The organism is Klebsiella sp. K47 (genome assembly GCF_051858335.1).
In the GTDB taxonomy this organism is placed as follows: Bacteria; Pseudomonadota; Gammaproteobacteria; order Enterobacterales; family Enterobacteriaceae; genus Klebsiella; species Klebsiella pneumoniae.
Window position 1 is genome coordinate 1 of record NZ_JBPYUI010000003.1, and the last position, 18,609, is coordinate 18,609.

Sequence of the window (18,609 nt, forward strand, 5' to 3'; positions counted from 1 at the left end):
GGCGACGTAATGGGTGCGGTGAAAATCGCCTAAGGCGGCCTGCAGCGCAGCGAGATCGCCCGCCAGCGCGTCGGCGCTGCCTACCTGAAAGCGGCGAAACGCCGCGGGCGCGCTGGCGGCGTGGCGCACCGCGGCTTCCCGGCGCGATGGCTCATGCTGCTGGATCAGGCGGTACTCGGCGTCAATCACCGCCACTTCGCGCTGAATATCTTCCCTGAGCAGCAGCGGGGCCTGCAGCATCTCCTGTAGACGCGCGACACCATCAGCCAGAGCATCGGCGGCAACCTCGAAAAAGAACGCGCTATGGCGAGCCAGGGTGGTGGCATTCACGCTTCCGCCCTGGCGCTGCACCCAGCCCATCAGTCGGTCATCATCCTGGTAGCGCTCTCCGCCGTAAAACAGCAGGTGTTCCAGCAGGTGCGCCAGCCCAGGGAAGCGCGACGGTTCGTGGTGGCTGCCGGCGGCGACCCGCGCCAGGGCAGCCGCGCGATCCGCCTGCGGCTGATGGACCAGGGTGGCCTGCAGGCCGCCCGGCAAAGTGACGGTGCGGGTCGCCAGCGTCATTACAGGTCCCGGGTTTGGTAGATCAGCTGCGAGCGGGTACGGTTGCGGAACTGCAGCTGGCTGACTTTTATGTCGCTGCAGGCCGCTTCGCGCCGGGCCTCGAGGATTTTGTGATGATGCGGAGATTTGCTGCACACCGGGTCGGCGTTATCGGCGCTGCCGGTCAGCATAAAGGCCTGGCAGCGACAGCCGCCGAAGTCCTTCTCTTTTTCATCACAGGAGCGGCACGGCTCCGGCATCCAGTCATACCCGCGGTAGCGATTGAAGCCGAATGAGTCATACCAGATCGATTCCAGACTCTGCTCCAGCACCGACGGAAACGCCACCGGCAGCTGGCGCGCGCTGTGGCAAGGCAGGGCGGTGCCTTCCGGGGTGACGCTGAGGAAAATCGATCCCCAGCCGCCCATGCAGCCTTTCGGCCGCTCTTCGTAATAGTCCGGGGTGACGAACAGCAGGTTGGTGAGGTTGCCGCTGGCGGCCATTTTCTGCCGGTAGTCAGCGACCACCTGCTCGGCGCGGGCGATCTGTTCCCGGGTCGGCAGCAGCCCTTCGCGATTAAGAAACGCCCACCCGTAGAACTGGCAGGTGGCCAGCTCAACGTCATCGGCTTCCAGCTCAATGCACAGCTCGATAATTTTATCGAGCTGGTCGATGTTGTGCCGGTGGAGAACGAAGTTGAGCACCATCGGGTAGTCGCGCGCTTTCACTGCTTTGGCCATGGCCAGCTTCTGCTGGAAGGCTTTTTTGTTGCCGGCCAGCGCGGCGTTGAGCACTTCATCGCTGGCCTGGAAGCTAATCTGGATATGGTCCAGCCCGGCCTCGCTGAAGGCGTCCAGTTTGCTCTCCGTCAGCCCTATCCCGGAGGTGATCAGGTTGGTATAGAACCCGAGGTCGCGCGCGGCGCGGATCAGCTCCGGCAGATCTTTACGGGTCAGCGGCTCGCCGCCGGAAAAGCCCAGCTGAACGCTGCCCATCGCCCGCGCCTGGCGAAAGACCTCGATCCATTGTTCGGTGGTCAGCTCCTTATCCTGCCGGGCGAAGTCCAGCGGATTGGAACAGTAGGGACACTGCAGCGGGCAGCGGTAGGTCAGCTCTGCCAGCAGCCACAGCGGCGGATTGACGGTGGGTTTACTCTGGCTCACGGCAGGTGATCCACTTCTGTTGACAGGCGATCTGCAGGAACTCGATGACGTCGTCATCGACGCCGCCGGCTTCCGGGAAACGTTCATTAAGCATGGCGATAATCGCCGCGACGTCGCGCCGGCCATCGACCAGCTCGAGGATCGCCGCGGCGGTCTCATTGAGTTTGGCCATACCCTCCGGATAGAGGATCACATGGCTCTCCTGGGCGGCTTCCCACTGCAGTCGGTAGCCGCGACGAAAGGCAACGATGGACGTTTTTTGCATGATTACACCAGTCGGGTCGTGTGCCAGGCCGCCTTGTCGGTGACCGTGTGATAGGGCGGGCGCTGCAGGGCATAGGCCATGGTCATGGCATCGAGCATCGACCACAGAATGTCGAGCTTAAACTGCAGGATCTCCAGCATCCGGTTCTGTTTTTCAGCGCTGTCGCAGTAGGCCTTCGCCAGCGCCAGACCATGCTCAACGTCGCGATTGGCCTGGCTCAGACGACTGCGGAAGTAAAAATAGCCTTCCTCTTTGATCCATGGATAGTGCTGCGGCCAGCTGTCGAGACGCGACTGATGGATCTGCGGGGCGAACAGCTCGGTCAGGGAGCTGCAGGCCGCCTCCTGCCAGCAGGCGCGACGGGCGAAATTAAGATAGGCATCCACCGCGAAGCGAACGCCGGGCAGCACGTGACGCTCGCTGAGCAGATCGTCGCGGCTCAAACCGACCGCTTCCCCCAGCCGCAGCCAGGCTTCAATCCCGCCGTCCTCGCCGTGGCTGCCGTCGTGGTCGAGGATCCGCTGCACCCATTTGCGCCGGGTCTGCGCATCCGGGCAGTTGGCCATAATCGCCGCGTCTTTCAGCGGAATAGTGGTCTGGTAATAAAACCGGTTCGCCACCCAACCCTGAATTTGCTCGCGGGTCGCGTCGCCGTTATGCATGGCGATGTGGTAAGGGTGGTGAATATGGTAGAAGGCGCCTTTAGCCCGCAGAGCCTCTTCAAAGGCCTGCGGCGACAGCGTGTCAGTGATCAGCATGCGGTATCCTGAAGGGTGATTGCCATCCCGTCCCAGCTCACTTCGATCCCCTGTTGCGTTAGCGCCTGGCGCTGGGGAGACTGCTCGTTAAGGATCGGGTTGGTGTTATTAATATGAATGAGAATTTTGCGTTTTGCCGGCAGAGAGGCCAGCAGGGCCATCATCCCGTGCTCGTCGCCGAGCGCCAGGTGGCCCATATCGCGGCCGGTATTGCGCCCGACGCCGGCGGCCTGCAGCTCGTCATCCTGCCAGACGGTGCCATCGATCAGCAGACAGTCCGCTTTTTGCAGCCACGGCAGAAGGGTTTCATCCGGCTCACCCAGCCCCGGGGCATAGAACAGCGTCTGCCCGTTGCGGCGGTTTTCGATAAACAGCGCCACGTTATGACCCGGCAGCGGCCGGTCGCGATACGGCGAATAGGGCGGCGCGTTGCTGGCGATAGGCACCGCGGTAAACTGCAAATCAGGACAGGCGTCAACGGTAAAAGGCTGCTGCGGAGCGATGGGATGATGCACCAGGCCGCCGTTCCAGTGCTGCAGCATGGTAAACACCGGGAAGCCGGTGGAGAGATCCTCATGAACCTCCGGGGTGCACCAGACCTGATGTGGGCAGCCTTCCCGCAGGCTCAGCAACCCGGTGGTGTGGTCGATCTGGCTGTCGGTGAGAATAATGCCGCCGATATGCGTTCCGCGCAGTACGCCGGCTTTATTTAACTCGGGGGTATGGGCAATCTGCTGGCTGATATCCGGCGAGGCGTTGCACAGCACCCACTCTTTACCGTTGTCGCTGACGATAATTGACGACTGGGTGCGGGGGACAGCCTGAATGGTGCCATCGCGCAGACCCTGACAGTTGGCGCAGTTGCAGTTCCATTGCGGGAAACCGCCGCCGGCGGCGGAACCGAGGACTTTAATGAACATGAAGACGGACCGGGTAATGAATGAAGGTGCCCGCGCGAACGGCGGGCGGGGCGATTAACGGTTAGAAATGTACAGCGTCACTTCCAGACCGAGACGTAAATCGATAAAAGCAGGTTTCTTCCACATGTTTTGTTCCTCTTAAAAATGACTACAGGCCTCACGGATAATGGTGGATCTGTGACGGCTGCCGCATATTGCGCTTCACCGGGAGAGAGATCAACCCGGAATCTGTAAGGAATTAACTTTATGTTTACAATATAACCTATTGTTGCCAAACATTTTTTAATACTCGTAGCCAGTTACGCCACAGCAGCTTATCCAGCATCAATTGATCATAGCCGCTAGCGCGCAACGTATTGATAAGCCGCGGTAAGCCGGCCACATCGCCCAGCTCGTCCGGCAGGGTGATGCCGTCAAAATCCGAGCCAAGGGCCACATGATCCTCACCCATTATGTTAATAAGATAGTCGATATGCCGGACAATGGTGGTTAAGGGCGTGTCGCTATCGCGCCGGCCGTCGGCGCGCAGGAAAGCATTGCCGAAATTGACGCCCACCACGCCGCCGCTGTCGCGGATCGCCCGCAGTTGCTGGTCGGTCAGATTACGCGGCTGCGGGCACAGGGCGTGGGCATTGGAGTGGGTGGCCACCAGCGGTGACGTCGAGTGATGGGCGGTATCCCAGAACGCTTTTTCATTCATATGAGACACGTCAATCTGCATCTTCAAGGCATTGGCCTGCTTAATCAGATCGATACCTGCCGCTGTCAGTCCAGGCCCAGTGTCCGGGCTACCGGGAAACGAACCGTTAACGCCGCTGCCGAAGCGGTTCGCAATATTCCAGAACGGACCAATGCTGCGGACCCCGGCGGCATAAAAGGCCTGCAGGTCGCGGCCCTCGCCATCAAAACCTCCGGCACCCTCAATATGCGCCACCATCGCCAGTACCTTATCCTCGCGGCAGCGTTCGATATCCGACGCGCTCAGACACAATCTCAAGCGTCCAGCGGAGTGGACGATAAGTTGCTTCAGGATGGCCAGTTGCTGCCAGAGGATATCGATCGGATCCCATCGTTGGCTGGCGTATTGCGGCGTCATACGGGCAATATATTCCTGCGGTGGCACGAATAGCGCGAATAGCCCGCCGGCAAATCCGCCTTGCAGCATGCGCGGATAGTCGAGATGGCCGTTCTCTATCCCGGCAAAGAAGGCGCTCACCGGATCCTCGCGATGGTGAAGCCAGAGATTCAGCAGCAGGTCATTGTGACCATCAAAAATCGCCATAGCGGGTTTCTGCGTTCTTAAGTGGTGAAAAATGCCTGCCACGGTAACGGATTTATCTCCCGGGGCAAGCATAAATTCACATGCCCGCAACAATTGCCAACCTCGACTTTGTATCACACTGTATCTCGCGGTGCTGCGCTGACATTAAGAGATAAAAATGGCCCCGGTCGGGCACATGGCGGATACAAATTTCCGCTTTACTGGTCACGTACTCTCTTGATGACGATAAAAGGTGAGAAAACGATGAACAGATTATCCCTGATCCGCTATACCAGCGCCGTGGCGCTGGGGTTATCCACCCTGTGGTCCGCCGCCGTTTGCGCCGCTGAAGACGCGGGGGCGTTCGACAAGATCCAGCAGATCCGCGCCGGCGACCTGAATATTGGCTACGTGGATATCGGCCCACGCGACGGCCAGCCGGTGATCCTGCTGCACGGCTGGCCCTACGACATTCAGAGCTATGCCCAGGTGGCGCCGGCTCTAGTGCAGAAGGGTTACCGGGTGATCGTGCCGTATCTGCGTGGCTACGGCACGACCCGTTTCCTCTCCGCCAGCACGCCGCGTAACGGTCAGCCGTCGGCGATGGCGGCCGATATTGTCCGTCTGATGGACGCCCTTAACATCAGGCAGGCGGATCTGGCCGGTTTTGACTGGGGCGCGCGCACGGCGGATATCGTCGCCGCGCTGTGGCCGCAGCGGGTGAAATCCCTGGTCTCGGTGAGCGGGTATCTGATCAGCAGTCAGCAGATTGGCGAATAACCGCTGCCGCCGCAGGCTGAGCTGTCGTGGTGGTATCAATTCTATTTTGCCACCCCGCGTGGGGAGGCCGGTTACCGGCAAAACACCCACGACTTTGCGAAATTTATCTGGCATCAGGCGTCGCCGCAGTGGCAATTCAGCGACGCGACCTTTGCCAAAACCGCCCGGGCGCTGGATAACCCGGACCATGTGGCGATCACCATCAGCAACTACCGCTGGCGCCTGGGGCTGGAGAAAGGGGAAGCGAAGTATGCCGGCTATGAACAACGGCTGGCGGCGCTACCGCCGATAACCGTGCCCACCATCACCCTGGAAGGGGCTAATAACGGCGCGCCGCATCCGGCTCCCGCCAGCTACCGTGCCAAATTTACCGGTAAATATGAGCACCGGGATCTGCCGGGAGCGGTGGGCCATAACCCGCCGCAGGAGGATCCGACGGCGTTTGTGCAGGCGGTGGTGGACGCCGATCGTTTGTAACCCGCGCCTTGCCGGAGGCGCGACGTTGCGCTTCCGGCAACACGGCTTATGCTTGTGAAGAGTTTATTTTGCCGCAGGAGCAGCCTTTGGAGCGTATTGACCACATCCTGGTCGTCGACGACGACCGCGACATCCGGGAACTGATTGTCGACTATCTGGAAAAATCGGGATATCGCGCCAGCGGCGCGGCGAACGGCAAAGCCATGTGGTCGGTACTCAAAAACCATCAAATTGACCTGATTGTGCTGGATATTATGATGCCGGGCGAGGATGGCTTAACGCTCTGTCGCCAGCTGCGCGCCAACCCGCAGCAGGATATCCCGGTGCTGATGCTCACCGCCCGCACCGATGACAGCGACCGGATCCTCGGCCTGGAAATGGGGGCTGACGATTATCTGATTAAGCCCTTTGTGGCCCGCGAACTGCTGGCGCGCATCAAAGCCATTTTACGCCGCACCCGGGCGCTGCCGCCCAACCTGCAGATCACCGAGGCGGGCAGGCTGATCGTCTTTGGCGACTGGCTGCTCGATACCGCCGCCCGTCATCTGCTGGACGACAGCGGCGCCATCGTCGCCCTCAGCGGGGCGGAGTATCGGCTGCTGCGGGTGTTTCTCGACCATCCCCAGCGGGTGCTGAACCGCGATCAGCTGCTCAATCTGACCCAGGGACGCGACGCGGAACTGTTTGAGCGGTCAATTGACCTGCTGGTGAGCCGACTGCGCCAGCGGCTACGGGAGGATGCTCGTGAGCCGGCCTACATTAAAACGGTGCGCAGCGAAGGCTATGTGCTGTCGGTACCGGTCTCCATTCGCGAGAGGCATGAATGAGGTTCTGGCCCGCCTCGCTGCAGTCGAGGCTGATGGCGCTGCTGTTTCTGGCGCTGCTGCTGGCGAATACCTTAACCCTGTCGCTGCTGTTTTATGAGCGTATGAGCAGCGCTCGCAGCGTGATGCTGGGCAATCTGGCTTCCGATGTCGCCACCAGCGTGGCGATCCTTGACCGCCTGCCGGCCGCTGAGCGCCCACAATGGCTGCCGAAGCTGGCGCGCGGCAATTATCGCTATCTGCTGGACACCGGGGAGCGCGGCGATTACCCGGACAGCTGGCGCGCCCGGGACGCAGCGCGCTCCCTGCAGGAGGCGCTGAGCGCGCAGTATCCGGTAAGTATTGTGGCGATCCCCGGCCCGCGGCAGCATATTCAGGCCCATATTACCCTTCACGACGGCGCGCCGTTGACCCTCGACCTGTGGCCGAAACTACCGGCCATCGCCCGCTGGCTGCCGGTGGTGCTGATCGCTCAGTTTGTCCTCCTGCTGGCCTGCGCCTGGTACGCGGTTCGCCAGGTATTGCTGCCCATCTCCCGCTTTACCCACGCGGTAAATGCCCTGGAGCCGGCCAGCGACACGGCGGGAACTATGGCCGAGCAGGGGCCGGAGGAGGTGCGTCGCGCCGCTCGCGCGTTTAACGCGATGCAGGCGCGCATCCACGATCATCTGCAGGAGCGAGCGCGGATCCTTGCCGCCATCTCCCACGATCTGCAAACCCCGATAACCCGAATGAAGCTGCGGGTGGAGATGGCCGACCAGCCGGAACTGCGCGATAAGCTACTGCAGGATCTCGACAATATGACCCGTCTGGTGCGGGAGGGCATCGCCTTCGCCCGCACCTCGCAGCCGCTGGAGGAGGCGCGACAGCGGCTGAATCTCGATGCGTTTCTCGACACCATCGTCTGCGATTATGCTGATGTCGGCCGGCCGGTCCAGTTTTGTCCCGAAGAGACCGCCGGGGTGGTGTGGATCCCGCCGCAGGCTCTGCGCCGGGTGATGACTAACCTTATCGATAATGGGCTGAAATTCGGCACCACGGTCACGGTAACCCTGACCCGCGACGCCGCCGGGGATGTCACCCTCCATGTACTGGATGAGGGGCCGGGGATCCCGGAGGCCGCGCTACAGGCGGTGCTGCAGCCGTTTTATCGCCTGGAGGACTCACGCAATCGCGATACCGGCGGCACCGGTCTGGGACTGGCGATCGCCGCGCAGCTGGTCAGCCAGATGGACAGCGCGCTGCGCCTGGCCAACCGCCCGCAGGGCGGCCTGGACGCCAGCGTTCGCCTTGCCGCGGCGGGATTGTATCCTGATGTATCTCCGGGGAAGACGGATAATTAAGCCGACAATTCTCCCCCTTTCCCGACACATTCGCCTTACATGGCCTTGCTGTAATGTCGTGGCTGCCACTCTCGGCAGCGACGGCATAATGAGGAGAAGGCGATGTCGATATTAATTGCATTTTTGGGCGGAATGTTAACCCTGCTGAGCCCCTGTACACTGCCGGTGATCCCGCTGCTTTTCGCCAGCGTCCGGGGCCGTCGGGGGCAGATGGCGATCATGCTGGCAGGAATGGCGCTGATGTTCGGCGCTGTCTCCTGGCTGGTGACGGTCGCCAGCGGCTGGGTGGTGAATCTGACCCTCGCAGGCCGCGGTCTGGCGCTGGCGTTCTTCGCCCTGGTCGGGCTGAGTCTGCTTTCGCAACGCGTCGCGCAACGGCTGACCTCACCCCTGGTAGCGTTGGGGAATCAGCTTAACGATGCCAGTTCACGCCAGCGCGGCTGGATCGGTTCTCTGCTGGCCGGGCTGGCGGTGGGCCTGCTGTGGGCGCCGTGCGCCGGGCCGGTATTGGGGGCGATACTTAGCCTGGGCTTTGTGCATCCGGGGCAGGCGACTACCGGCGGCTTGCTGCTGGCCTACGGCAGCGGCGGGGCGCTGATGTTATTCATGCTGGGGTGGTGCGGGGCGGCGTTGATCACCAGATTGCGTCGCGGACAGGCGTTCGGCGAACGGCTGCGCCGGTTGGCAGGGGGGGCAATGCTGGCCTCGGTGGCGCTGATCGCCAGCGGCGGCGATCGCTATCTGCAGAGCGCTGGTGGACTGAGCCAGGCGCTGGAGCAGCGGCTGGCCGCCCGTCTGCCGCAGCCGGAGCAAAAGACCAGCCTCCAGCCGATCGCCGCGCCGCAGCCCAGCAGCGCGATGCCCTCTCTGGCGGGGGGCAGCGCATGGATCAACAGCCCGGCGTTAACTCCGGAGCGTCTGAAGGGCAAAGTGGTGCTGGTGGATTTCTGGACCCGGGAGTGTATCAACTGTCAGCATACCCTGCCTTACGTGCGCGACTGGGCGAACAAATACCGCGCGGCGGGCCTGGTGGTGATTGGCGTTCATACCCCGGAATATCCCTGGGAGCGTTCGTTGCCCCTGCTGCGCCAGGCGGTGAAGGACTGGCGGATAACCTACCCGGTGGTGGCGGATAATGAGTACGCCATCTGGAACGCCTTCGGCAATCAGTACTGGCCGGCGCATTACATTTTCGACGCTCGCGGGCAGCTGCGTTATACCGCCTTCGGCGAAGGGGATTATGCCCGCCAGGAGCAGGTGATCCAGCAGCTGCTGCAGGAGAGCAAAGCCTGACCCGCGGCGCAGGCGTCTGGCGGACGGAACCCTCCAGCCCTTATACCCATTGCCGGGCGGCGCTGCGCTTGCCCGGCCTACATCAGCGCGCAGGGATGGCGTGACAGTGTCACCTGTCGAGCCATTCCTGCAGGGCCTCGGTCATCAGTTCGCCGAGCAGCGCCACGGCGGCGGAATGGTGTTCCTCACGCGGGGTTTGTCGCAGGCTAACGGCCAGACTTCCTGGAGCTGGCAGGAGTCCTCCTGCGGGGCGCAGGTTGCCTGGCATGCCGATGCGGGTGCGTATCGTCAGGCCCAGCCCGGCCTGCACCGCTGCCCAAATGCCGCTCAGGCTGTGGCTGACGAACACCACCTGCCAGGGGATCCCCGCGGCATCGAGACAGGCAATGGCGCGGGAGCGCATCAGGCACGGGCTGTCGAACATCACCAGCGGCAGCGGCTCGCCGGAGACCAGCAGAGCGCGAATGTCCAGGTCAGGATGCGCAATCCACGCCAGCGGGCAGAGACCCAGCCCGGGACCCTGATCTTCGGTTTGCCACAGCAGCGCCAGATCCAGCGCCTCTTCCGCCAGCGCCTGGCGCAGCGGACCATTGCGATCCACCCTGGCGACTATCCGCACCTGCGGATGATGCCGTTTAAATTGCCCGAGGATCTCCGGCATCAGCGATTCGCCAAAATCTTCCTGCATACCAAGGTGGATCTCGCCGGTGAGCCGCTCACCCTGCAGCGCGCGCAGGGTTTCATCATTGAGCGCCAGCAGGCGTCTGGCGTAGCTCATCAGCTTTTCGCCTTCCGCGGTGAGCACCAGATGGCGCCCCTGTTTGGTCACCAGCGCCGCACCGCACTGACTCTCCAGCTTTTTAAGCTGGGCGCTGACCGCGGAGGTGGAACGCGACAGGCGCAGCGCTGCCTGGGCGAAACTGCCGCACTCCATGCCGGTCACAAAGCTGCGCAGGGCGTCGAGATCCAGCCCTGGTAAGCGTTTCTCCATCATCATCCCCATTTTCAGGACGTTTATCCTGAACGTTGTTATTTTCGAGATAGTACTGTGGCATCGCGAGAGGCAGGGGTCAACGGGCCCTGCGAAGAGAGCATTAGCGGTGCGGAAAGAAATAAAAAAAGCCGATAAGGACATTATCGGCTTATTGCAGGCAAGGCTGACAGCGGGGCGGCAGGCGCCGCCTCGCTAAGGCAGGTTATTGCGCCAGCAGCTCCTGAGCGGTGCGCTCCACCAGGTTCAGCAGAACCTTCACGTCATCCAGCGTCACCACCGGGTTCAGCAGAGTCAGCTTCAGGCAGGTAACGCCGTTGTGCTCGGTTACGCCGACGTTAGCGCGGCCGGAGGCCAGCAGGGCGTCGCCGACCCGCTGGTTGAGCAGCGCGATAGCCGCCGCGTCGCTCCCGGCCATCTGCGCCGGACGGGAACGGAACAGCACGCTCGCCAGCTGCGGCTGCATCACCAGCTCCAGCGTCGGCTGCGACTTCACGTACTCCGCCACGTTTTTCGCCATCGTGACGCCGTGATCGATGATCGCCGCATACTGTTTCTGGCCCAGCGCTTCCAGACCCATCCACAGCTTCAGCGCATCGAAGCGACGGGTGGTCTGCAGCGACTTAGACACCAGGTTCGGTACGCCGTGTTCTTCATCGAACTCGGAGTTCAGATAGGCCGCCTGATAACGCATCAGCTCGTAATGGCGCGCGTCCTTCAGCAGGAAGGCGCCGCAGCTGATGGTCTGGAAGAACTGCTTGTGGAAGTCCAGGGTAACGGAATCCACCAGCTCCAGACCGTCAAGGTAGTCGCGATACTGCTCAGACAGCAGCAGGGCGCCGCCCCAGGCTGCGTCAACGTGCAGCCAGATCTGATGTTCCGCAGCGATACCGGCGATGTCGCGCAGCGGGTCGATAGCGCCCGCGTCGGTGGTGCCGGCGGTGGCGACGATCGCCATGATCTGCTCGCCGTTAGCCTGCGCTTGCGCAATCTTCGCCTGCAGGTCGGACACGTTCATCCGCGCGAATTCGTCGGTTTTCACCAGCGTTACCGAGCGGTAGCCGAGGCCCATCAGCGCCATGTTCTTCTGCACCGAGAAGTGGGCGTTTTCCGAGCACAAGACTTTGTACTTGCGGATATCCCCCGGCAGCCCATCCTGCTGGATGGAGTGGCCCTGACGGGCGAAGAAGGCGTCGCGCGCCAGCATCAGGCCCATCAGGTTGCTCTGGGTGCCGCCGCTGGTGAAGACGCCGGCGTCGCCCGCCGGAAAACCGACCCGGGCGCGCAGCCATTCGATCAGCTTCATCTCGATAATGGTTGCCGACGGGCTCTGATCCCAGGAGTCCATGCTCTGGTTGGTGGCGTTAATCAGCACTTCCGCCGCCTGGCTAATCACCAGGCTCGGGCAGTGCAGGTGCGCCACGCACTGCGGGTGATGCACCGACAGGCTGTCTTTCAGGAAGTACTCGATCGCACGATCAATCGCCGCCTGGTTACCCAAACCCTGTTCGTTAAATTCAAGGGAGATACGCTCACGCAGCTCGTCAACGCTTTTCCCCTGATACATCTCAGGTTGCTTCAGCCACTGCACAACGGCCTGGCTGGTCTGCTCGATAACCTGCTGATAGGCTTCAACGCTCTGCGCTGAACCAGCAAGAATCGGATTCAATGTGGACATGGCGGTCACTTACTCCACTCAGACCGGTTTTACGCCGGCGGCCAGCAGGGCCTGTTCAAATTTGTCGAGGAACACGTCCAGCTCCGCGTCGCTGATCAGCAGGGACGGCAGCAGGCGCAGCACGCAGCCGTGACGACCGCCACGCTCGAGGATCAGGCCCGCTTCGAAGCATTTCTTCTGCAGCAGGGCAGAGAGTTCGCCGTCAGCCGGGTAGCAGCCCATGTGATCCTGCGCTTCGTTCGGCTTGACGATTTCGATACCGATCATCAGACCGAGACCGCGAACGTGGCCAATCACCGGGTAGCGTTTCTGCAGCTCGGCCAGTTTACCTTTCAGCCACTCGCCCTGGGCGGCGACTTTGTCGGCGATCTTGTTGTCGCGCAGATGACGCAGGGTGGTCAGGCCGGTGGCCATCGCCAGCTGGTTGCCGCGGAAGGTGCCGGTGTGGTGACCCGGTTCCCAGGCGTCGAACTGCTTTTTAATGCCCAGCACCGCCAGCGGCAGCCCGCCGCCAACCGCTTTCGACATCACGATGATGTCCGGCTGAATACCGGCGTGCTCGAAGGCGAAGAATTTACCGGTACGGGCAAAGCCGGCCTGCACTTCATCGACGATCAGCAGAATGCCGTGCTCTTCGGTCACTTTGCGGATGCGCTGCAGCCACTCGACCGGCGCCGGGTTCACACCGCCTTCGCCCTGAACGGCTTCAAGGATCACCGCCGCCGGTTTACGGACGCCGCTCTCCACGTCGTTGATCAGGTTTTCGAAGTAGTAGGTCAGGGCTTTCACGCCGGCTTCGCCGCCGATGCCCAGCGGGCAACGATACAGGTGCGGGTAAGGCATGAACTGGACTTCCGGCATCATGCCGTTAACCGCCGCTTTCGGCGACAGGTTGCCGGTGACGGACAGCGCGCCGTGGGTCATCCCGTGATAGCCGCCGGAGAAGCTGATCACCGCGGTACGACCGGTGTATTTTTTCGCCAGCTTCAGCGCGGCTTCCACGGCGTCAGCGCCGGACGGGCCGGTGAACTGCAGGCAATATTCTTTCCCTTCGCCCGGCAGGCAAGAGAGCAGGTATTCGGAGAAGCGATCTTTTAACGGGGTGGTAAGATCGAGAGTATGTAACGGCAAGCCGCTGGTAATGACACTTTGGATGCTCTGCAATACATCAGGGTGGTTGTGGCCCAGAGCGAGAGTACCGGCGCCCGCGAGGCAGTCCAGGTACTGTTTGTTATCCGCATCCGTCAGCCACACGCCTTCGGCTTTAGTGATAGCCAGCGGCAGCTTACGCGGGTAACTCCTGACATTCGATTCGAATTCGGCCTGACGGGCCAAAAAGGTTTCGTTGTTTGCGTCTAATAAATCGGCACGTAAAGTATCAATACGGACTTTATCCGTCATCATATCACTCCCACAACCAGCATTGCGGTTGAACGCTGGTTGAATAATTGGTGTAAGAAATTGAATTGGCATTCATAAAGCGCGCACAATATATGGCTTTTTAAATCTGCATTCAACGTTTTATTGATTGCGCTATTTTGACGTTATTCTTACCAGGGGCAAAATTAACGTAACTTGCTGAATTATAATAGAACAACGCTCTGTCACTATAACCCTTTAAAGTGTAATTATTAGTGAGAAAGTCTCTATATTTTTATTGCCGCTACGTTAAAGCGCTGACGGAATGCCTTCCGTCAGCGATAGCAAGACTCAATGCAGTTCCACCGCATAATTTGTTAAAGGTGTAACTTTTTTCACCAACTTATTGTTATATAAAAACTGTTCGTAAGTCTCGTAGCGCGCTTTATCAAGCGCTGCCGGATCGGTGGCGAACAGGGGCACGGTTTGCAACCACGCCTGGTGGTTGAGTTCGGTCCTAAGCTCCGGGTGGGCGGCGGCGAACGCCTCCCAGCTCTTCTGCGGATGGGCGCGCAGATAGCCCACTCCCGCCTGCAGGGCGGTGAGGAATTTACGGATCTTCGCCTCTTGAATTGCGTCGCGATGGGCGACAATCACCAGCTCGTCATAGGCCGGCACGCCGTAATCTTCGACGTTCATCACTACCGGCGTTTTGCCCTGCAGCTTCAGCTCCTGCGCTTCTATATTACGATAGCCGCCGATAACCGCGTCCACCTGGCCGGCCAGCAGGGCGCTGGTCAGCTGGAAATTGACGTTCACCAGTTTGATGCTGGCCGGATCGATCCCTGCATGTTGCGCCATGGTCGCCAGGGTGGCCTGCTCAATGCCGCTGACCGAGTAGCCCACCTTCTTGCCTTGCAGATCTGCCGGGGTTTTGATCTGCTTATCCAGGGCGATAACCGTATTCAGCGGCGAATTAATCAGAGTCCCTACACGCACCAGCGGTAACCCTTCGTCAGCAAAGAAGTGCACCTGCGGCTGGTAGGTGATGGCCAGATCCGCTTGACGGGCGGCCACCATGCGCGGAGGCAGCGCGGGATCGGAAGGGGGGATAATCCTGACGTCCAGCCCCTGGGCCTTAAAGGCGCCGATCTGCTCGGCCACCATAATCGGCGCATGGTCGGGATTAATGTACCAGTCCAGCACCAGCGTCAGCGGTTCATTGGCCAGCGCGTGGCCGCTGAACAGGGCGGTCAAGGTTGCCCCGGCGAATAGCGACTTTTTCATCTGTTTTCCTTTATTACGTCATTCTTATTCCGGCGACCAGTCGATCAGCCGGTGTAGCAGGGTATCTACCGCCAGCCACAGCAGGAGGGTCAGTAGTACTAAAATAAACAGCGCGGCGAAGCAGATATCGGTTTGCAGTCGCGCATTGGCGTTGAGCATGACGTAGCCCAGCCCCTCGGCGGAGCCGACCCATTCGCCGATGATCGCGCCAATGGGCGCCACCGCCGCCGCCATGCGCAGGCCAGAGCCCAGCGCCGGCAGGGCGGCCATCAGGCGGACATGTCGCAGTTGAGCGCCGAAGGAGGCATTCATGCTGCGCGCCAGATCGAGATACTCCTGGTTGACCCGCCGCAAGCCATCAAAGAAGGCGGAAGTCACCGGAAAGAAAATCACCAGCACCGCCATCGCCACTTTGGCGCTCATGCCAAAGCCCAGCCACAGCACCAGCAGCGGGGCGAGGGCAAAGACCGGGATCGCCTGACTGGTGAGCACCAGCGGCATCAGCCAGCGCTGCAGACGGGGGGAGAGGATCATGCCCAGCGCCAGGGTGACGCCGAGCGTCACGCCCAGCGCCAGGCCGCTCAGGATCTCACTGAGCGTGATAAGCGTATGCCAGCCGAGATAGGCGCGATTTACCCATAGCGCCTCGGCGACCGCCAGCGGGGACGGTAAAAGAAAATGGGGAATGCCGCTGCGGCTGGCCAGACCCCAGAGGAGCATCAGCCCGCCGAATACCATGCCGCCGCGCCAGAGACGTCCAGTCATGGTTGGGCCCTCATCAGCTGCTGCAGCAGGGCGGCCTGGCCGATCAGGAGATCGGGCGCGTCCGGCGCGCGCGGAGGTGTGCCGGCGAGGTGATGGCTATCATCAATGTCGCCGTCGGCCGCCGAGAGGACCAGCAGGCGGTGGCTCAACCGGCAGGCCTCCTGCGGATCGTGGGTGATAAGCACCACCGTGCGACCGGCCAGCAGGGTGGCCGCCAGGGTCTGAATCCGCGTACGGGTGAGGGTATCCAGCGCCGAGAAAGGCTCATCCATCAGCACGATGGGGCGATCCTCATACAGCGTGCGCGCCAGCGCGGCGCGCTGACGCATGCCGCCGGAGAGAGTCGCCGGGCGGGCGTCGGCGCAGGATGAAAGCTCAACCTGTTCAAGCAGCGCGGCGACCCGGGCACGATCGACTTTTTCACCGCGCAGCCGCGCGCCGAGGGCGACGTTGTCCCGAACGCTCAGCCAGGGGTAGAGCAGATCTTTCTGCCCCATCCACGCCAGACGGCCCTGAATAGGCTGCCCATCGCTGGCGACCACTTCTCCCCGGGTGGCGGGCGCCAGACCGGCCATCACCCGCAGCAGGCTGGTTTTGCCGGCGCCGCTGGCGCCGAGGAGCGACACCCACTGCCCGCCGGGGACCGTAAACGACAGGTTGTCGAACAACCGACGGTCGCCGACATGCAGGCTCAGGCCACGGACCTCAATACCCGGCGCCGTCACGCCCGGGTCTCCGCCGTCGCGTTGAGGCCCATCTGCCAGAACTGCGCCTCAAGGCGGGTGGCAGTGGTGAAAATCTCGCTCAGCTCAGTGATCCGGGCCTCGCTCCCGCGCTGCTGCCACACCGTTTCCAGCAGCGCCAGCGCGGCGTTGACGCCGTGCAGATAGCCTTCATCGCCATAGTTGCGGATCCACGAGGCGTAGGGGTTATCGTCCAGTCGGGTGGCGGGATGCTGCAGCAGGCCGAGACCGATTTCCGCATAACCGGCCACGCAGGGCATCAGCGCGACCAGTAGATCCAGCGCGTCACCCGAGTGGCCAATATCCAGCACGTAGCGGGTATAGTTAATGGTTTCCGGCGCTTCAGGCTGGGTAGCCATCTCCTGCTCGCTAATGCCCCACCGGGCGCAGTAACCGACGTGCAGCGGCAGTTCGTTGAGGATGGCGTTCATCGAGGCGGCCGCGGCCCGCATCTCCGGCAGCGTGCGCAGTTTACTCACCAGCAGCGCATAGCTGCGGGCAAAGTGGATCAGAAACAGATAATCCTGGGTCAGGTAGCGACGAAATGCGCTTTCCGCCAGGGTGCCCTCGGCAAGCTGCTGGACGAAAGGATGCGCCACATAGCGCTGCCAGTCAGCGGCGGCCAGCTGGCGTAAACGGCCGTAAAGACCTTGGCTAAAAGCGGGAACGATCACAGGACCTCCATTTATTCAGGGGAGATCCGGGCGTGCAGGGGTGTGAACAGGCAATGGCGGTAATGCTGGCAAAATTGCCGACCCGTCCCTTCGCTGGCATGACCCAGATCAGGTTCAAAGGGTTCGGCTTGCGCCATCTCAGCCCTCACGGGACACCCCTCGGTAGCGCTATGTTATACGACATTCACCTTTTGAATACAATCACCGCGCCACCTTGCCGCAGGATGATGGTAATGGGGGATAGCCAGCGCTTTTCCGCGCGTAATAGTTTCGTTGTCGGCGCTGAATACCGTTTTTAACTAAAACCGCAGGCGCTATCTGCCGGTAAGATGCGCGCACTTTTATTGCTGTGGAGAGGCTGTTGATGCGTAAAGCCTTCTGGCTATTATTCGCGCTGGCGCTGCCGGCGCTGGCGCAGGATCCGGTGCTACCCGCCGTGACGGCGATCCATACGGCGCCCACCCTCGGTGAGCTGCCGCCGCCGGAGTCGCTGCGACCGTGCTGCGCTTTTGGTTACGACCTGCACGTGCGCGCGGCGGGCATTCCGATCCCGATGTACCAGATCGGTAATGTGTTGACTCTGGGTACGCTGGGTAAGCACCATTACAACGACAGCGCGTTCGGTGCGGTGAAAAATCTGCTGGGGCTCAGCGAGGAGCAGAACGGGCTTATCTATACCCGCCGCGGCGGGTTTATTGATATCGCCCATGTGCGCGATACGGCGGACAACACCTTTTATCTGTTCAATCGTATTGCGCCGACGCTGGGCCAGGCGGGGCGGATCTACTACAGTGAAGAACTGGGCGTGCGCCGCGTGCAGCTGAATGCCTTTACGCCGCCGGCGGGCGTCAGGCAGCGCTATCAGCTGGCGGCCTGGCTCGCCGGGCATCTGGCCTTCGAAATCGCCCAGTGGCATGAGATCGCCCAGTGGTATGGCTTCCAGTCGGTCCCCGGGTTTTCCGAAGAGATTTCCGCTTTTTCGCCCGAGGATCTCTACTCCAATTTACTGGGCGCGAGGCTGGCGATTAATGTCATCCTCAGCGGCCACGGCGGTTCGCTGGAGGATTATAACCAGGCCATGGATGCGGCGCTGAAACAAGTGCTGACCCGGCTGCTGGTGGCGACGCGCGGAGAGACGGAAGCGATGTTTCAGCAGATCGACGGCGACTGGTGGAATAGTCACCGGCGGGTGCCGGATAAGTTTCTGGTACTGAAGCGTAACTACGATCTACAGGAAAACCGGCTGCCGACGCCGGTCCCATTCGAAACCATGCCGCCGTATCGCCTGACCATGCCGGAGCAGGTCGGGGGATTCCGCTTACGCGACCTCGGCGAACTGCAGATCTATCCAGGGCACGATATGCAGGCATTGCCGGTTCCCGCGCAATACTATGGCGCCGGAGCGTTCCAGGGGCTGGCGGACCGCGCCCATGAGGCGGATAAAACCCAGCTGGCGCGGACAGAAAAATAGCCGTAAAGGCTCAG

Annotated in this window: 19 protein-coding genes, 1 pseudogene and 1 riboswitch; of the genes and pseudogenes, 6 read left to right on the forward strand and 14 right to left on the reverse strand. The window is 61.5% G+C overall.

The window, feature by feature from the left end; genetic code table 11:
* The 7 genes from pqqF to RRF55_RS03225 all read right to left on the reverse strand — a co-directional run.
* The coding region (gene pqqF / locus RRF55_RS03195; RefSeq protein ID WP_439419087.1) for a pyrroloquinoline quinone biosynthesis protein PqqF at positions 1 to 564 on the reverse strand (564 nt) is incomplete at its 3' end.
* Positions 564 to 1,706: a pyrroloquinoline quinone biosynthesis protein PqqE gene (gene pqqE / locus RRF55_RS03200; RefSeq protein ID WP_004184158.1), complete on the reverse strand. Its 1,143-nt coding sequence runs from the start codon at positions 1,704 to 1,706 to the stop codon at positions 564 to 566. The genes pqqE and pqqF, both read right to left, overlap by 1 nt.
* Positions 1,693 to 1,971: a pyrroloquinoline quinone biosynthesis peptide chaperone PqqD gene (gene pqqD / locus RRF55_RS03205; protein WP_004143686.1), complete on the reverse strand. Its 279-nt coding sequence runs from the start codon at positions 1,969 to 1,971 to the stop codon at positions 1,693 to 1,695. The genes pqqE and pqqD overlap by 14 nt, the downstream gene beginning before the upstream one ends.
* A gap of 2 nt (positions 1,972 to 1,973) precedes the next feature.
* Positions 1,974 to 2,729, reverse strand: a complete 756-nt coding sequence (gene pqqC, locus RRF55_RS03210; protein ID WP_004143685.1) for a pyrroloquinoline-quinone synthase PqqC — start codon at positions 2,727 to 2,729, stop codon at positions 1,974 to 1,976.
* The gene (gene pqqB, locus RRF55_RS03215; protein ID WP_032414973.1) at positions 2,723 to 3,649 is read right to left on the reverse strand and encodes a pyrroloquinoline quinone biosynthesis protein PqqB; all 927 of its coding nucleotides are present in this window, start codon (positions 3,647 to 3,649) and stop codon (positions 2,723 to 2,725) included. The genes pqqC and pqqB overlap by 7 nt, the downstream gene beginning before the upstream one ends.
* A 54-nt stretch (positions 3,650 to 3,703) precedes the next feature.
* Positions 3,704 to 3,775 (reverse strand): pyrroloquinoline quinone precursor peptide PqqA, encoded by a 72-nt coding sequence (gene pqqA / locus RRF55_RS03220; RefSeq protein WP_002905689.1) that lies wholly within the window; start codon positions 3,773 to 3,775, stop codon positions 3,704 to 3,706.
* Between the two features lie 136 nt (positions 3,776 to 3,911).
* On the reverse strand, positions 3,912 to 4,931 hold the full coding sequence (locus tag RRF55_RS03225) for a dipeptidase (RefSeq protein ID WP_032414972.1): 1,020 nt from the start codon (positions 4,929 to 4,931) through the stop codon (positions 3,912 to 3,914).
* 243 nt (positions 4,932 to 5,174) lie between these two features.
* On the opposite strand from RRF55_RS03225, the pseudogene RRF55_RS03230 reads away from it, so the two are divergent.
* From RRF55_RS03230 to RRF55_RS03245, 4 genes and pseudogenes are all read left to right on the forward strand, one after another.
* Positions 5,175 to 6,167 (forward strand): annotated as a pseudogene (locus RRF55_RS03230) (alpha/beta fold hydrolase).
* 86 nt (positions 6,168 to 6,253) lie between these two features.
* Complete coding sequence (locus RRF55_RS03235) at positions 6,254 to 6,994, forward strand: response regulator (RefSeq protein ID WP_004176065.1); 741 nt, start codon at positions 6,254 to 6,256, stop codon at positions 6,992 to 6,994.
* The gene (locus RRF55_RS03240) at positions 6,991 to 8,334 is read left to right on the forward strand and encodes a sensor histidine kinase (protein WP_064153347.1); all 1,344 of its coding nucleotides are present in this window, start codon (positions 6,991 to 6,993) and stop codon (positions 8,332 to 8,334) included. The genes RRF55_RS03235 and RRF55_RS03240 overlap by 4 nt, the downstream gene beginning before the upstream one ends.
* A gap of 102 nt (positions 8,335 to 8,436) precedes the next feature.
* Positions 8,437 to 9,627 (forward strand): cytochrome c biogenesis protein/redoxin, encoded by a 1,191-nt coding sequence (locus RRF55_RS03245; RefSeq protein WP_075394932.1) that lies wholly within the window; start codon positions 8,437 to 8,439, stop codon positions 9,625 to 9,627.
* Positions 9,628 to 9,736: 109 nt separating this feature from the next.
* Here the strand turns inward: RRF55_RS03245 and RRF55_RS03250 are convergent, their stop codons facing one another.
* From RRF55_RS03250 to tenA, 7 genes are all read right to left on the reverse strand, one after another.
* On the reverse strand, positions 9,737 to 10,630 hold the full coding sequence (locus RRF55_RS03250; RefSeq protein ID WP_064153345.1) for a LysR substrate-binding domain-containing protein: 894 nt from the start codon (positions 10,628 to 10,630) through the stop codon (positions 9,737 to 9,739).
* 193 nt (positions 10,631 to 10,823) lie between these two features.
* Positions 10,824 to 12,305, reverse strand: coding sequence for a pyridoxal phosphate-dependent decarboxylase family protein (locus tag RRF55_RS03255; protein WP_074185276.1), 1,482 nt, complete (start codon positions 12,303 to 12,305; stop codon positions 10,824 to 10,826).
* 9 nt (positions 12,306 to 12,314) lie between these two features.
* Positions 12,315 to 13,700, reverse strand: a complete 1,386-nt coding sequence (locus RRF55_RS03260; protein WP_002905540.1) for a diaminobutyrate--2-oxoglutarate transaminase — start codon at positions 13,698 to 13,700, stop codon at positions 12,315 to 12,317.
* Between the two features lie 306 nt (positions 13,701 to 14,006).
* Positions 14,007 to 14,942 (reverse strand): ABC transporter substrate-binding protein, encoded by a 936-nt coding sequence (locus tag RRF55_RS03265; protein ID WP_002905537.1) that lies wholly within the window; start codon positions 14,940 to 14,942, stop codon positions 14,007 to 14,009.
* Positions 14,943 to 14,966: 24 nt separating this feature from the next.
* Entirely contained in the window at positions 14,967 to 15,707 is a 741-nt protein-coding gene (locus RRF55_RS03270; RefSeq protein ID WP_004180004.1) for an ABC transporter permease, read from the reverse strand.
* The gene (locus RRF55_RS03275) at positions 15,704 to 16,432 is read right to left on the reverse strand and encodes an ABC transporter ATP-binding protein (protein ID WP_004180001.1); all 729 of its coding nucleotides are present in this window, start codon (positions 16,430 to 16,432) and stop codon (positions 15,704 to 15,706) included. Before RRF55_RS03275 ends, RRF55_RS03270 begins: the two co-directional genes overlap by 4 nt.
* Positions 16,429 to 17,124 (reverse strand): thiaminase II, encoded by a 696-nt coding sequence (gene tenA, locus RRF55_RS03280; protein ID WP_032436411.1) that lies wholly within the window; start codon positions 17,122 to 17,124, stop codon positions 16,429 to 16,431. Before tenA ends, RRF55_RS03275 begins: the two co-directional genes overlap by 4 nt.
* A gap of 68 nt (positions 17,125 to 17,192) precedes the next feature.
* A riboswitch (TPP riboswitch) is annotated at positions 17,193 to 17,294 on the reverse strand.
* On the opposite strand from tenA, the gene RRF55_RS03285 reads away from it, so the two are divergent.
* Both RRF55_RS03285 and RRF55_RS03290 read left to right on the forward strand, forming a co-directional pair.
* Positions 17,295 to 17,423 (forward strand): hypothetical protein, encoded by a 129-nt coding sequence (locus RRF55_RS03285; RefSeq protein ID WP_160512513.1) that lies wholly within the window; start codon positions 17,295 to 17,297, stop codon positions 17,421 to 17,423.
* Between the two features lie 65 nt (positions 17,424 to 17,488).
* Positions 17,489 to 18,595 carry a DUF4056 domain-containing protein gene (locus RRF55_RS03290; protein WP_087791508.1) on the forward strand — a complete coding sequence of 369 codons (1,107 nt, stop codon included), beginning with the start codon at positions 17,489 to 17,491 and terminating at the stop codon, positions 18,593 to 18,595.
* The last annotated feature ends 14 nt before the right edge of the window (positions 18,596 to 18,609 follow it).